At 60.2% G+C, this 15,043-nt stretch carries 12 protein-coding genes; 8 read left to right on the top strand and 4 right to left on the bottom strand.

All coding sequences use genetic code 11. The features are described 5' to 3' along the window. The first annotated feature begins 476 nt into the window (after positions 1–476). From DBO86_RS06350 to ltrA, 5 genes are all read left to right on the top strand, one after another. Positions 477–2,459, top strand: coding sequence for a DUF1302 domain-containing protein (locus DBO86_RS06350; protein ID WP_108233256.1), 1,983 nt, complete (start codon positions 477–479; stop codon positions 2,457–2,459). A 68-nt stretch (positions 2,460–2,527) separates the two neighbouring features. Continuing rightward, positions 2,528–3,898 (top strand): DUF1329 domain-containing protein, encoded by a 1,371-nt coding sequence (locus DBO86_RS06345; RefSeq protein ID WP_108233255.1) that lies wholly within the window; start codon positions 2,528–2,530, stop codon positions 3,896–3,898. A gap of 198 nt (positions 3,899–4,096) precedes the next feature. Continuing rightward, on the top strand, positions 4,097–5,191 hold the full coding sequence (locus DBO86_RS06340) for a YCF48-related protein (RefSeq protein ID WP_425266786.1): 1,095 nt from the start codon (positions 4,097–4,099) through the stop codon (positions 5,189–5,191). 18 nt (positions 5,192–5,209) lie between these two features. Beyond that, positions 5,210–7,564 carry an efflux RND transporter permease subunit gene (locus tag DBO86_RS06335; RefSeq protein WP_108233253.1) on the top strand — a complete coding sequence of 785 codons (2,355 nt, stop codon included), beginning with the start codon at positions 5,210–5,212 and terminating at the stop codon, positions 7,562–7,564. A 583-nt stretch (positions 7,565–8,147) separates the two neighbouring features. Beyond that, positions 8,148–9,473, top strand: a complete 1,326-nt coding sequence (gene ltrA, locus DBO86_RS06330) for a group II intron reverse transcriptase/maturase (RefSeq protein ID WP_208630378.1) — start codon at positions 8,148–8,150, stop codon at positions 9,471–9,473. A gap of 178 nt (positions 9,474–9,651) precedes the next feature. On the opposite strand, the gene rnt is transcribed toward ltrA, so the two are convergent. Together rnt and pyrC are read right to left on the bottom strand one after the other, a co-directional pair. Further along, positions 9,652–10,326, bottom strand: coding sequence for a ribonuclease T (gene rnt, locus DBO86_RS06325; protein ID WP_108233251.1), 675 nt, complete (start codon positions 10,324–10,326; stop codon positions 9,652–9,654). Next, positions 10,323–11,369, bottom strand: a complete 1,047-nt coding sequence (pyrC, locus tag DBO86_RS06320; RefSeq protein WP_108233250.1) for a dihydroorotase — start codon at positions 11,367–11,369, stop codon at positions 10,323–10,325. The genes rnt and pyrC overlap by 4 nt, the downstream gene beginning before the upstream one ends. Positions 11,370–11,522: 153 nt before the next feature. Between pyrC and DBO86_RS06315 the strand changes: the two genes are divergently transcribed. Both DBO86_RS06315 and DBO86_RS06310 read left to right on the top strand, forming a co-directional pair. After that, the gene (locus tag DBO86_RS06315) at positions 11,523–12,464 is read left to right on the top strand and encodes a flagellar protein MotY (protein ID WP_108233249.1); all 942 of its coding nucleotides are present in this window, start codon (positions 11,523–11,525) and stop codon (positions 12,462–12,464) included. A 106-nt stretch (positions 12,465–12,570) separates the two neighbouring features. Beyond that, complete coding sequence (locus DBO86_RS06310) at positions 12,571–13,788, top strand: argininosuccinate synthase (RefSeq protein WP_004423725.1); 1,218 nt, start codon at positions 12,571–12,573, stop codon at positions 13,786–13,788. A gap of 123 nt (positions 13,789–13,911) precedes the next feature. Here the strand turns inward: DBO86_RS06310 and DBO86_RS06305 are convergent, their stop codons facing one another. Both DBO86_RS06305 and nth read right to left on the bottom strand, forming a co-directional pair. Next, a complete protein-coding gene (locus tag DBO86_RS06305) occupies positions 13,912–14,091 on the bottom strand; it encodes a PA3496 family putative envelope integrity protein (RefSeq protein ID WP_004423730.1) in 180 nt (59 codons plus the stop codon). 111 nt (positions 14,092–14,202) lie between these two features. After that, a complete protein-coding gene (nth, locus tag DBO86_RS06300) occupies positions 14,203–14,841 on the bottom strand; it encodes an endonuclease III (protein ID WP_108233248.1) in 639 nt (212 codons plus the stop codon). A gap of 107 nt (positions 14,842–14,948) precedes the next feature. Here nth and DBO86_RS26485 point away from each other — a divergent pair. Then, positions 14,949–15,043 (top strand): hypothetical protein (locus tag DBO86_RS26485; RefSeq protein ID WP_244185501.1); only part of this gene is annotated, 95 nt, incomplete at its 3' end.

The raw sequence follows: 15,043 nt of genomic DNA, 5'->3' as shown, positions 1-15,043 counted from the left end.
AAACGGGTTTTGCTCCACAAAAAAAGTGTTACCGACCTCTGGTTGGTAACACTTTTTTGTTACCCAATGAAATATGCATGCAGTCCGTTATGCCTTTGCACACTTAAGTTCGGGCTTCGTCGCTTGACAGCGAGGTGATATTCATCACCCAACTGCGCTGCGAGGCGCGTGGTAATTGGCATAAAGCGTCGGATCGTAGGACAAAGTGCGCCATCTTTTCTGATCCATTGGTCAGTGGCTGATCAGTCACGAAAAGAAATCCGGCAATCGCTCTGCAAGGCGCTTTTGCGCTGATACAACTGTTTGAATTGGCGCCATGGTTGCAGTGCCGAGCAGGACTTGACCGCGTGCAAGCTCTCGCTGGTCGTTGGAACACGTCGCTACAAAATAAAAACACAAGCCGTCGCCAGTACGGCATATCGCGACCCGGATTCGGGATCGCTCAAAAGAATGATCTGTCCACGGAGTGTGTCTCGATGGAAATTAAGTCCCGCAAGCCCGTTCTACGTTTTGCCCCGGCCAAGGCCGGCTTTGCGTTCGCAGGCGTTCTGCCGTTGCTGGTCGCCGCCCAGGCTCAAGCGGTGGAGTTCAGCTTCGCCGATAACGAAATCACCGGTTCCCTCGATACCACCATCTCCTACGGTCAACTGTGGCGCGTACAAGGCCAGGACAAGACCAACGACGATATCAATACCAACGACGGTAACCGCAATTTCGATACCGGCCTGGTTTCCGAAGTGTTCAAAATTACCTCGGATCTCGAGGCGTCTTACCGTAACTACGGCGTCTTTATCCGTGGTACCGCGTTCTATGACACCCAGATCATGGACAAGCGCAACGACTATTACGATGCCAACTCGCCCGCTCAACCGAGCCAGAGCTTTCCTCGCGACAACAGCTTCACTCGCGAGACTCGCCACAAGGCAGGGCGTGATGCACAGATTCTCGATGCCTATGTTTATGGCAACTGGGATGTGGGCAACATGCCGGTTTCCGGGCGTCTGGGTAAGCAGGTATTCAACTGGGGTGAGGGCCTGTTCTACCGTGGTGGTGTGAATACCACCAACCCGGTCGATGCTGCCAAGTTCCGTCTGCCAGGCTCGGAGGTGAAGGAAGTATTGGTGCCGGTCGAGGCGCTGAGCTTTAACCTCGGGTTGACAGATAATCTGTCGATGGAAGCTTTCTACCAGTTCAATTGGAAAGAGACGGCTATTGACCCGGTCGGCACTTATTTCTCGGAGACGGATTTGTTCGCCGATGGTGGTTCAAGGGCTTATACCGTTCCTGATTTGAGTACTGCTAGCGGTCAACAGTTGCAGGCAGCGGCTAATGGTTACGCAAATTTTGTAAATACTACCTTTCCCGGTCTTCCGGCAGTGGGGCAGCAAGCGATCCTGAATACAGGAATTTTGAGCGGCGGCGCTAATGGCTATGTGTCTTCTGCCAGGGCTATTCAGGTCGCGAATGTGGGTGGGGATCTAAATGCAAAGAATGACGGTCAGTATGGCTTGGCATTCCGTTATATTGCTGAAGAACTCAATAGTACTGAGTTTGGTTTTTATTACGTAAATTATCATGCCAAGGAACCGACCATTTATGCGGATCTTAATGGTTATCAGGGTGTGGATGTAGCTAGCTTGGCGGGTTATGCGGGCGGGCTTGTAAATGCTGCTGGCTTGGCGACGATAGATGTGCTGGGGAATATTCAAGCCAAGCGTGAATATGCCGAAGATATTCGCATGTTTGGTACTAGCTTCAATACCACAATAGGTAATGCTTCCGTGTTCGGGGAGCTTGCATATCGGCCGAATCTTCCTATTGGTATCGCCACGACAAATGACCTCTTGGGTGATGTAATCGCTCAAGGTGCCGGTCTGGCAGATAACTCGAACACGGTTGGTAATGGTACCGCTCTGATTGCTGGCAGTCGAGTAAGTCGCGATGGTCAGATACACAACTATGAGCGAGTAGAAGCGTTTAATGCATCTTTGGGCACGATTTATAACTTTGGCCCATCGCTGGGTTTTGACTCGCTATTTGGTATTGCTGAGTTGTCTTCCGAGCACCTTCGTGGAGATAGCCTCAAATATAATTCGCGGGATGGCGTCCGTTACTATGCTGGACGAGCCAACAACTCTTATGTGTCCGGCTACGATCGCGACGATCAGGTCAACAAGAACGCTTACGGCTACACCCTGATGATGTCGGGCACCTGGAACGACGTTTACGCTGGCGTGAACCTATCGCCCTTCGCCGTGTTCAAGCACGACTTCGAAGGCAACTCGCACCAGACCGGTAACTTTATCGAAGGTCGCAAGGCTTACACCGTCGGTATGCGCGCCAGCTATCTGAACAGCCTGGAAGCCGAGATCCAGTACACCGAGTTCTACGGCGCTGGCCAGAACAACGGTGCGCGTGATCGCGACAATATCGGCGTCAACGTCAAGTACTCCTTCTAATAACCAAAATCGGAAAGAACGCCGGGCGCTTGCGGGCGCCCGTCACGACTCTTCATGGAGAATTACCCATGCTGAACAAGCACAGGCTGATGGCCGTAGCCGTTGCGCTGGCATTTTCCGCCGGCTCCGCGCTGGCTGCCGTTTCCCCGCAGGAAGCTGCCAAACTTGGCGATACCCTGACCCCCTTCGGCGCCGAAAAAGCCGGCAACGCTGCCGGCACTATCCCGGCCTGGACCGGTGGCATCACCCAGCCGCCGGCGGGTTACACCCGCTCGGGCCAGCACCACGTCAATCCGTTCCCGGACGACAAGCCGCTGTTCACCATCACAGCGGCCAACCTGAGCCAGTACGAGGCCAATCTGACGCCGGGTCAGATCGCCATGTTCAAGGCTTACCCGGAAACCTATCAGATGCCGGTGTACCAGACCCGCCGCTCCGGCTCCGCGCCGCAGTGGGTCTATGACAACACCATCAAGAACGCCACCAGCGCCAAGCTGGTCGATGGTGGTAACGGCTTTATCGACGCTTACGGCGGTATTCCGTTCCCGATTCCGCAAAATGGTGTCGAGGCGCTGTGGAACCACATCGCCCGCTACCGTGGCACCTACATCGTGCGCCGTGCCTCGGAAGTGGCAGTACAGCGCAACGGCGCCTATTCGCTGGTGACCTCGCAGCAGGAAGCGCTGTTCAAGTACTACCTGCAGAACGGCTCGTTCGCCGATTTGAACAACATCATGTTCTATTACCTGTCGTTCACCACCAGCCCGGCGCGTCTGGCCGGTGGCGCGACCCTGGTTCATGAAACCCTCGATCAGGTGAAAGAGCCGCGTCAGGCCTGGGGTTACAACGCCGGCCAGCGCCGCGTGCGTCGTGCGCCGAACCTGGCCTACGATACCCCGATCGCCGCGGCTGACGGTCTGCGTACCGCCGACGACACCGACATGTTCAACGGTGCCCCGGATCGCTATGACTGGAAACTGGTGGGCAAGAAGGAAATCTACATCCCGTACAACAACTACAAGGTCACCAGCCCTGACGTTAAGTACAAGGATCTGCTGCAGGTCGGTCACCTCAACCCGGCTCTGACTCGTAACGAGCTGCACCGTGTGTGGGTGGTCGAGGGCACGCTGAAGTCCGGCGCCCGCCATATCTACTCCAAGCGCACCCTGTTCCTCGACGAGGACAGCTGGCAGGCTGCGGTGGTGGATCAGTACGACGGCCGTGGTGAGCTGTGGCGCGTGTCCATCGCCTATCTGAAGAACTACTACGATCTGCCGACCACCTGGTCTGCACTCGATGTGTTCCACGATCTGCAGGCGCGCCGTTACCACGTGCAGAACCTGGACAACGAAGAGAACAACACCATCGACTTCACCCAGGCGGTTCCGGACGACGGTTATTTCAAACCGGCTGCCCTGCGTCGCCGCGGCACTCGATAATAGTCGTGTAGTCTCACGCGAAGGCCGCTACGGTAGTAGCGGCCTTTTCGTATCAGCTTGGCGAATAGGCTTCTATCACGCGGGTTCTGCCTTAACAAAACATAACGTCACGCCAATTGTCAGGGCTTTCCGAAGCTCGCTAGGATGGGCAGCCTGCTAATCAGCAGTACCGCCTATAACAAGAAAGGGGGAAGGTATATGAGTGAGCCCGTCATGCGGCGCACCCAGTCCGGTCTGGCGCCCAAACAGGCGCGCAAATCGGCGCTCCGTGTCCATTCGCCGCTGGCTAAAGCGCTCTCGCTGTGCAGTGTGCTTTCCATTCTGGCTTTCGCTGCCGCACCCTTGCAGGCTGAGACTACGGCTGGAGCCGATGCTGTCTATGCCATCGAGTCACCCAAGGCCGTACACAGCCTGCTGCTTGATGTGGTCAACACCGGCGAGCGTCTGGTCGCCGTGGGCGACCGCGGCCACATTCTCTATTCCAACGATCAGGGACAAAGCTGGCAGCAGGCCAAGGTGCCTACGCGGCAGATGCTGACTTCGCTGTTCTTCGTCGATGCTCAGCATGGCTGGGTGGTCGGTCATGATGCGCAGGTTCTCACGACGACCGATGGTGGCCTGACCTGGACCAAGCAGTACGAAAATCTTGAGCTCGAAGCGCCGCTGCTGGATGTCTGGTTCAAGGATCTTCAGACCGGTTACGCGGTAGGTGCCTACGGTGCACTGCTGGAAACCACCGATGGTGGTCAGAACTGGGAAGACATCAGCGATCGTCTCGACAACGAAGACGCCTATCACCTCAATGCCATTACGGCCGTAAAGGACACTGGTCTGTTCATCGTCGGTGAGCTGGGCCTGATGTTCCGTTCCGCAGACTGGGGGCAGACCTGGGAGCGTATCGAGGATCTGCCCTACGAGGGTTCGCTGTTCGGTGTGATCGGTACCGACCAGCCAGCCACTGTGTTGGCCTTTGGTCTGCGCGGCCACCTGTTCCGCTCCACCGATTTCGGTGACAGTTGGCAGCAGATCACGCTCAACACCCCGAACAATGGTCCGCTGGAATTCGGTCTGGCCGATGGCGCGCTGCTCAACGATGGCAGTGTCGCGGTCGTCGGGCACGGTGGCACGGTGCTGCGCAGCAAGGATCACGGCCAGACGTTCAGCCTGATCAACCGCCCCGACCGCCTCTCGCTGGCCGGAGTAGCTGCACTGGATAACGGCAACCTGATCCTGGTGGGGCAGGGCGGCGTTCACCTCGCCGCCTCGACTGGCGCCGATCTGGGCCAACAATAACAAGCCGGGAGCCTTTGCATGACCAAGCATCAACAACAGCCTGCTTCCTTCCTCGAGCGGCTGATTTTCAACAATCGCCCGGCGGTCATCCTGATCTGCCTGCTGATCAGCATCTTTCTGTTCTATCAGGCTGCCCAGGTACGCCCGCAGACCAGCTTCGAGAAGATGATTCCGCTGGGGCATCCCTACATTCAGAACATGCTCGAGCACCGTAACGACCTGGCTAACCTGGGTAATACGGTGCGCATCTCGGTGGAAGCCACCGACGGTGACATCTTCAGCAAGGAATACATGGAAACCCTGCGGCAGATCCATGACGAGGCGTTCTACATTCCTGGTGTAGACCGTTCCGGACTCAAGTCGCTGTGGAGTCCGAGCGTGCGCTGGACCGAAGTGACCGAAGAGGGCTTCGCGGGGGGTGAGGTGATTCCGCAGACCTACGACGGTTCAGCCGACAGCCTCGAGGAGCTGCGCAGCAACATCCTCAAGTCGGGTCAGATCGGGCGCCTGGTGGCGAACAACTTCAAGTCCAGCATCGTCGATATTCCGCTGCTCGAGTCCTACCCGGACCCGAACGATCAGAGCAAGCTGATCAAGCTGGACTACCAACAGTTCTCTCACGAGCTGGAAGAGAAGATTCGCGAGAAGTACGAAGCGCAGAATCCCAACATCAAGGTGCATATCATCGGCTTCGCCAAGAAGGTCGGCGACCTGATCGATGGCCTGGTGGGCGTGGCGCTGTTCTTTGCCGTCGCCATCGGCATCACCTTCGTGCTGCTGCTGTGGTTCACCCACTGCTTCAAGAGCACCCTGGCCGTGGTGATCACCACCCTGATCGCCGTGATCTGGCAGCTTGGCCTGCTGCACACTCTGGGCTTCGGTCTCGATCCCTACTCGATGCTGGTGCCGTTCCTGGTGTTCGCCATCGGTATCTCTCACGGGGTGCAGAAGATCAACGGTATCGCCATGGCCTCGGGCGAGGCGACTGATGCTCTGTCCGCCGCGCGCATGGCCTTCCGCCAGCTGTTCATTCCGGGGTTGGTGGCGCTGCTGTCCGATGCCGTCGGTTTCGTCACGCTGCTGCTGATCGATATCGGGGTGATCCGCGAACTGGCCATCGGCGCCTCGATGGGCGTGGCGGTGATCATCCTGACCAACCTGATCCTGCTGCCGGTTCTGATTTCCTATATCGGCATTGGTAAACGTGCGGTGCAGAAGAGTCGCGAGGAGGCCACCAAGGATCACCCGGTCTGGCGTGCCATTTCCAACTTCGCCCATCCGATGGTGGCGCCGATTTCTGTGGTCATCGCCGTTGTGGCGCTGGCTGGCGGCGTTTGGTACGGGCAGAACCTGAAGATCGGCGACCTCGACCAAGGCGCGCCGGAATTGCACCCGGATTCCCGTTATAACCTGGATAACGATTTCGTCATCCGCAACTACTCGACCAGCTCCGACGTGCTGGTAGTGATGATCAAAACCCCCACCGAAGGCTGCTCCACCTACGAAGCGCTGTCGGCTATGGACGAGCTGATGTGGAAGATGGAGAACACCGAAGGCGTGCAGTCGGCCATCTCCATGGTCACGGTGTCCAAGCAGGTGATCAAGGGCATGAACGAGGGCAACCTGAAATGGGAGACCTTGTCGCGTAACCAGGATGTGTTGAACAACTCCATCGCCCGTGCTGAAGGCCTGTACAACGCAGACTGTTCGGTGGCTCCGGTATTGATCTTCCTCGAGGACCACAAGGCAGAGACTCTGTCGCGTGCCGTGGCTGCCGCCGAAGAGTTCGCCGCGCAGCACAACACCGAGGAGCTGCAGGTGGTGCTGGCAGCGGGTAACGCCGGTATCGAAGCGGCCACCAACGAGGTGATCGCGGCCTCCGAGACCACCATGCTCATCGCGGTCTACGCGGCGGTGAGCATCATGTGCCTGCTGACCTTCCGTTCGCTGGCTGCGACCCTGTGCGTGATCCTGCCGCTGGTGCTGACCTCGGTGCTGGGTAACGCGCTGATGGCCTTCATGGGCATTGGTGTGAAGGTCGCCACCTTGCCGGTGATCGCCCTGGGTGTGGGTATCGGTGTCGACTACGGCATCTACATCTACAGCCGTCTGGAGACCTATCTGCGTCAGGGGCTGTCGCTGCAGGACGCCTACTACGAGACGCTCAAGTCCACCGGCAAGGCGGTGCTGTTCACCGGCGTTTGCCTGGCGATCGGCGTGGCGACCTGGATCTTCTCGGCGATCAAGTTCCAGGCCGATATGGGCCTGATGCTGACCTTCATGTTCCTGTGGAACATGATCGGTGCGATCTGGCTGCTGCCGGCTCTGGCTCGTTTCCTGATCAACACCGAGAAAATGCGCGCCAAAGCTTGATGCCTATCGCGTAGAACGAAAACCGCGGCCCTTGGGCCGCGGTTTTTTATGTGGGTGCGCCAGGCATGGCGCGTAGCGCCGTGACTGGCGCTGTTCGGTTCACTGTGGTGGTGAGCCTGGCGACTTGGAGGTGAAAGTCCTCTACACACCCGGCAAGGGGAAGTGTTAGCTGAAGGCAAGGGTGTCGCGGGTGACTGCGAATCTGAAGGAAGCCGGAAGCAAATGGCTGGCCTGACGAACAGGAAGCGGATGGAGGCGGCGTAGCGGGGTGAGGCGGCCCAATTCGTCAAAGCCCGGTACTTGCACGGCACGCTACGACGTAGATCCGCCAGGCATAAGCTGGAAGGTCGCGCGAATTACCCTGGGAGATCTGCATGTTTGCCGCTGGGCTACCGGGCGTCGAGAGGCGACGGGATGGGCGTGCAGAAGTCAGCCGAGGCCGTAGTAAGTGACGAGCAACCACGTCACCAAGGGCCGAACAGGTCATACCGCCGGTAGGCGTTGGAGTCTCATGGGATGTCGAACCGCAGAAGCTTCCCCCCAGGGGAAGGCTGTTCCCCGGCATGGTGGACGGAATCCGCGCATGCCGGCTGACAGTGCGCAGACATCGATGGCGTCTGTAACGTGGACGAAAGCGGAGCCGAACACGCTGATGGAGCGGGTGCTGTCGCCGGCGAACCTGAGGCGTGCGTATCGACGGGTGGTGAACAACCGGGGCGCACCGGGGGCCGATGGTCTGTCGGTGGACGAACTCGCGGGCTACCTGAAGCAGTATTGGCCGTCCCTGCGGGAGCGGCTGCAGACGGGTGAATACCAGCCGTACGGCGTCCGTGCGGTGAACATTCCCAAGCCCGAGGGCGGGGTCAGAACGCTGGGGATACCCAGCGTGCTGGATCGCCTGATCCAGCAGGCGCTGCTGCAGCAACTGACGCCGCTTTTCGAACCGCTGTTCTCGGACTTCAGCTACGGCTTTCGTCCGGGGCGCAGCGCGCACCAGGCCATCGAAATGGCCCGCGCCCATGTGGAGGCGGGCTATCGCTGGAGCGTGGAACTGGACCTGGAGAAATTCTTCGACCGGGTCGACCACGATCTGCTGATGGACCTGCTGGCGCGTCAGGTCGAAGACCCGCGTGTGCGGCGGCTGGTTCGGCGCTACCTGGAAGCCGGTGTCATGGCGGGTGGGCTCGTGAGCCTGCGACGAGAAGGCACGCCGCAAGGCGGGCCGCTCTCGCCCCTGCTCTCGAACATCCTGCTGAACGAGCTGGACCGGGAGCTGAGCCGGCGCGGCCATCGCTTCGTGCGCTATGCCGACGACGCGAACGTCTACGTCCGCAGTCGGCAGGCGGGCGAGCGGGTGCTAGCCAGTCTGGAGCGTTTTCTGGAGCAGCGGCTGCGGTTGCGGTTGAACCGGGCCAAGAGCCAGGTCATCCGCCCGTGGCGCAGCAGTTACCTGGGCTACGGCATGACCGTGCACCGGCAGCCGAAACTGCGGATTGCCGGCAGCAGCCTGCAGCGCCTGCGCGAACGGGTGAAAAGCCTGCTACGTGCTAGGCGGGGTAGTCAGCTGACCTGGCTGATCGAGCGGCTCAACCCGGTTCTGCGTGGCTGGAGCAGCTACTTCAAGCTGAGCCAGAGCAAGCGGCCTGTGGAAGAGCTGGATGGCTGGGTGCGGCGGTTGCTGCGCAATGTGCTGTGGCGGCACTGGAAACGACCGGTTACCCGGGCACGCAATCTGATGCGGCTGGGCTTACCGGAGGAGCGGGCCTGGAAGTCGGCCACCAACGGGCGCGGCCCCTGGTGGAACGCCGGCGCCTTGCACCTGCGGCAGGCGCTGCCGAAGAAACGCTGGGATGCGCTTGGACTGGTGTCAATACTGGATACGATCACTCGGCTTAGCCGTATGGCCTGAACCGCCGTATACGGAACCGTACGTACGGTGGTGTGAGAGGACGGCGGGGGCGACCCCGCCTCCTACTCGATCGGATCGCCGGCAAGCCGGCTCCTACAAAGATCGAGTGCAACGGCTTAACTGACTGGCATTAGGCGGACGCCGGTTTTTTCATGGGGTTCGATCGCCGCGCAGAGGCTCACTGATCGAATTCGTCCCAACCACCCATTTCCTTCCAGCGATTGACGATGCCGCAGAACAGCTCGGCGGTCTTCTCGGTGTCGTAGCGTGCCGAGTGCGCTTCCTTGCCGTCGAACTCGATACCGGCCGTCTGGCAGGCCTTGGCCAGCACGGTCTGGCCATAAGCGAGACCGGCGAGGGTCGCGGTATCGAAGCTGGAGAAGGGGTGGAAGGGGTTGCGCTTGATGCCGCAACGGGCCACCGCGGCATTGAGGAAACCGAGGTCGAAGCTGCTGTTGTGGCCGACCAGGATCGCGCGCTTGCAGCCGGCCGATTTGATCGACTTGCGCAGGCCCTTGAAGATCTCGCCCAGGGCATGCTCCTCGCTCACCGCCATGCGCAGCGGATGATCGAGCTTGATACCGGTGAACTCCAGCGCCGCCGCTTCGATATTGGCGCCCTCGAAGGGCTCGATACGGAAGAAGTGGGTGTGATCCGGATAAAGAAAGCCGCTCTCGTCCATCGCGATGGTCGTGGCGGCAATTTCCAGCAGGGCATCGGTGGCGCAGTTGAAACCGCCGGTCTCCACATCCACCACTACCGGCAGGTAGCCGCGAAAGCGCGCCGCCATGGGCGTACGCGGGCCAGAGGGCAGGCTGGGTTCGAGTTCGTCTTCGTAGTTGTCTTCGCTCACGCCTGGGCCTCCAGCAATTTCCAGCGCAGGGTTTCGCCGGCGCGCAGCGGCACCACATTGTTGTCGCCCAGCGGCAGGCTGGCGGGTACGGTCCACTCTTCACGTACCAGGGTAATGCTGTCGGTGTTGCGCGGCAGACCGTAGAAGTCCGGGCCGTGGAAGCTGGCGAAGGCTTCCAGCTTGTCCAGCGCATTGCGCTGCTCGAAGGCTTCGGCGTACAGCTCGATGGCGGCATAGGCGGTGTAGCAGCCCGCGCAGCCGCAAGCCGCTTCCTTGGCATGCTTGGCATGCGGGGCCGAGTCAGTGCCGAGGAAGAATTTGACGTTACCGCTGGTGGCGGCGTCGAGCAGGGCTTCCTGGTGCACGTTGCGCTTGAGAATCGGCAGGCAATAGAAATGCGGGCGAATACCGCCGACCAGCATGTGATTGCGGTTGTACAGCAGGTGATGAGCGGTGATGGTGGCGCCGACTTTGGCCGAGGCCGCCTCGACGAACTGCACCGCGTCACGGGTGGTGATGTGCTCGAACACCACTTTCAGTGTCGGGAAACGTTCGACCACGCGAGTCAGGTGCTCATCGATGAAAGCCTTCTCGCGGTCGAACACGTCGATCTCGGCGCGGGTCACTTCGCCATGCACCAGCAGCAGCATGCCAACTTCGGCCATGGCTTCCAGCGCCGGGAAGATTTTGTCGATGCTGGTCACGCCCGAGTCGGAGTTGGTGGTGGCACCGGCCGGGTAGAGCTTGGCGGCATGCACGAAACCGCTGGCCTTGGCCGCGCGTACGTCTTCGGGGCTGGTGTTGTCGGTGAGGTAAAGCACCATCAGCGGCTCGAAGCGGCTGCCAGCCGGGCGCGCAGCGAGAATGCGCTGGCGATAGGCGTCGGCCTCGGCGGCGTTGCGTACCGGCGGTACCAGGTTGGGCATGATGATGGCGCGGCCGAAGGTGCGCGCGGCATCGCCGACGGTATGTGGCAGCACCGCGCCATCGCGCAGGTGGATGTGCCAGTCATCGGGACGCAGAAGAGTCAGACGGTCGGACATGAAGGCTTCCAGGCGGGTAAAACGTGGCCGCATGGTACCTGAAAAGCGCCTGCTCGCGCTCGCGCCTGCGTGACAATCGCACGCAGGGGGTTAAGTTTTCGCGCACCTGACCGATACCCCTTGGGAGTGCCGTGAACCGCCGTGGAGCCTGTCGTGCGTGCGTCCAATTTCCTTCTGATCAGCCTGCTGGCAGGCATGCCTCTATGCATGCCTGCGCATGCCATCAGCTTCCAGACCCGGCTGGAGAAGGTGGAGTGGACGGTGGAGGGCGATCAGTTCGAATGCCGCCTGAGCCAGCCGATCAGCAACTTTGGCAGCGGCGAGTTCGTACGCCGCGCGGGTGAGCAAGTCACCTTCCGCCTCAAGGCCCGCGAGCGCTGGATGGGCGCGGGTTCGGCGACCTTGCTGGCGGCTGCGGCGCCCTGGCAGCCAGGGCGCGGCGACATCAACCTGGGCGTGGTCAGTGTTGGTAACGGCGAGGTGCCGTTCAACAGCTCGCAGGAGCAGGGTGCACGCCTGCTTACCGGCCTGCTGGAAGGGCGCAGCCCGGTGGTACGCCATCGCACCCTCAATGGCGGCGATAACCTGGAAGTACGGTTGCTGCCGGTCAAGTTCCACAAGGCCTATGACGACTACCAAGCCTGTACCGCCAAGTTGCTGCCGGTCAATTTCGATCAGATTCGTCAGGCGCAGATTGGCTTTCCCGGTGGCGGCATCGATCTCGACCCAATGGCCAAGGCCAAGCTCGATATCATCCTCGACTTCGTCAAGGCTGACCCAAGCATCAACAGCTTCCAGATCGATGGTCACGCGGACAACAGCGGTAATCGTCTGACCAATCGCGACCTCTCACGCCGTCGTGCGCTGGCGGTGCAGGAGTATCTGGTGGCCGGTGGCGTACCGATCGAGCAGATCACCATGCGCTTTCATGGCGAGCGTTACCCGCTGGTGCCAAACAATAACGAAGCCAATCGTGCCAAGAACCGTCGCGCGACCCTGCGCCTGGAGCGTGTGCCAGCGGCAGAAGTGCCACAACAGAGTGCGCCTGCCCCGGCCACCACGCCGGTCGACCCACCCGGAAGCAGCCCATCCTGAATCCAGTCGGCGTCGCTTGCGCAACGCTGTGTGTCGCGCCCCTGTAAATTGCGGCGCGAGGCCAGTAGAATCACGGGTTTTACCGTACAACCCGTGGAGTGATGGCATGGCGGACGTCAAAAAGGTAGTTCTGGCCTATTCCGGTGGCCTGGACACCTCGGTGATCCTCAAGTGGCTGCAAGATACCTATAACTGTGAAGTGGTGACCTTCACCGCTGACCTCGGCCAGGGCGAAGAGGTCGAGCCGGCCCGCGCCAAGGCTCAGGCGATGGGCGTCAAGGAAATCTACATCGACGACCTGCGCGAAGAGTTCGTCCGCGATTTCGTCTACCCGATGTTCCGTGCCAACACCGTCTACGAAGGCGAGTACCTGCTGGGTACCTCCATCGCCCGTCCGCTGATCGCCAAGCGCCTGATCGAAATCGCCAACGAGACTGGCGCCGACGCCATCTCCCACGGCGCCACCGGCAAGGGCAACGACCAGGTGCGTTTCGAGCTGGGCGCCTACGCGCTTAAGCCAGGCGTCAAAGTCATCGCTCCGTGGCGCGAGTGGGATCTGCTGTCGCGCGAGAAGCTGATGGACTACGCCGAGAAGCACGCCATTCCGATCGAGCGCCACGGCAAGAAGAAGTCGCCGTACTCCATGGATGCCAACCTGCTGCACATCTCCTATGAAGGCGGTGTGCTGGAAGACACCTGGACCGAGCACGAAGAAGACATGTGGCGTTGGACCAAGTCGCCGGAAGCGGCGCCGGACACCCCGACCTACATCGAGCTGACCTACAAGGCCGGTGACATCGTCGCCATCGACGGCAAGGCCATGACCCCGGCGCAGGTGCTGGCCGAGCTGAACCGCATCGGCGGCGAGAACGGCATCGGCCGTCTGGATATCGTCGAGAACCGCTTCGTCGGCATGAAGTCGCGTGGCTGCTACGAGACCCCCGGCGGCACCATCATGCTCAAGGCCCACCGCGCCATCGAGTCGATCACTCTCGACCGCGAAGTCGCTCACCTGAAAGACGAGCTGATGCCGAAATACGCCAGCCTGATCTACAACGGTTTCTGGTGGAGCCCGGAGCGTCTGATGCTGCAGCAGATGATCGACGCATCCCAGGCCAACGTGAACGGTGTGGTGCGCCTGAAGCTGTACAAGGGCAACGTCATCGTCACCGGGCGCAAGTCCGACGATTCGCTGTTCGACGCCAACATCGCGACCTTCGAGGAAGATGGCGGCGCATACAACCAGCAGGACGCGGCGGGCTTCATCAAGCTCAACGCCCTGCGCATGCGCATCGCTGCCGGCAAGGGCCGCAAGCTGGTCTGATCGACCGCTTCAGCCTGCCAACGAACCCCGGCCTTGTGCCGGGGTTCGTCGTTTCAGGTCTGTCAATTTCGACGCTCAAACAAAAGCCCCGGCTTGCGGGGCTCTTGTAGAAGGCAGCGGCTCTCAGATATCGAAGTCGTATTCGGCCAGCTGTTTGTGCAGGCGTCGTTCTTCGAGGAAGTTGTCGATGATGCGGCGCTTGGTCAGGTTGGTCTTGGCGACTTCCACCGCAGGCTCGGCATCGTCTGCATCGTCTGCGACAAAGTCTTCGTCCAGCTCGAGGTCTTCTTTGTCTGTGCTCATTTCTTCCACTCCAGGCCATTTACTGGGGCCAATGGCGCACCTTATAGCGGCAAAAATTGAGCGGGTAAAAAAGATTTTTTCAATCAGAGGATCGCCAGATTCTATGGTCGATCAATCGTCGGAAGTTTTCGCCTTGTACTCGCACAGATCTTCGATGCGGCAGGCGCCACAGCGCGGTTTGCGTGCGGTACAGACGTAGCGCCCGTGCAGGATCAGCCAGTGGTGGGCGTCGAGCAGATAATCCTTGGGCACGAACTTGAGCAGCTTCTTCTCCACCTCGACCACGTTCTTGCCCGGCGCAATGCCGGTGCGGTTGCTGACGCGAAAGATGTGCGTGTCCACAGCCATGGCCAGTTGGCGAAACGCGGTGTTGAGCACCACATTGGCGGTCTTGCGACCGACGCCGGGCAGGGCTTCGAGGTCTTCGCGGTTGTTCGGCACCTGGCTGCCGTGCTTTTCGATCAGGATGCGGCAGGTCTCGATGATGTTCTTCGCCTTGCTGTTGTACAGGCCGATGGTCTTGATGTATTCGCTCAAACCCTCGACGCCGAGGGCGTAGATGGCCTCCGGCGTATTGGCTACCGGGAACAGCTTGGCCGTGGCTTTGTTGACGCTGACGTCGGTGGCCTGGGCCGAGAGCGTCACCGCCACCAGCAGCTCGAAGGGCGTGCTGTAGGCCAGCTCGGTCTTTGGCTCGGGGTTGTCCTCGTGCAGGCGACGGAAGATTTCCAGGCGTTTGGCGGCGTTCATGGCTCAGGACTTCAGGCGTAGCCCAATGAGATGGACTCCTCCCTCCTACGGCGTCATTGCGCCAGACTGTAGGTTACGAAACAAACAATCCCGGAGGGGGAGCCCGCATGAAACTTAAACGCATAGGCGTGGATTTGGCAAAGCAGGTTTTTCAAGTTCATGGTGTCGACAGCCATGAGCAGGTCAAATGCCGCAAGCAACT

Source organism: Ectopseudomonas oleovorans (assembly GCF_003052605.1).
GTDB classification, from domain to species: domain Bacteria; phylum Pseudomonadota; class Gammaproteobacteria; order Pseudomonadales; family Pseudomonadaceae; genus Aquipseudomonas; species Aquipseudomonas oleovorans_A.
The sequence above is the reverse complement of the archived record's forward strand: the minus strand, read 5'-3'. Positions and strand labels throughout refer to the sequence as shown.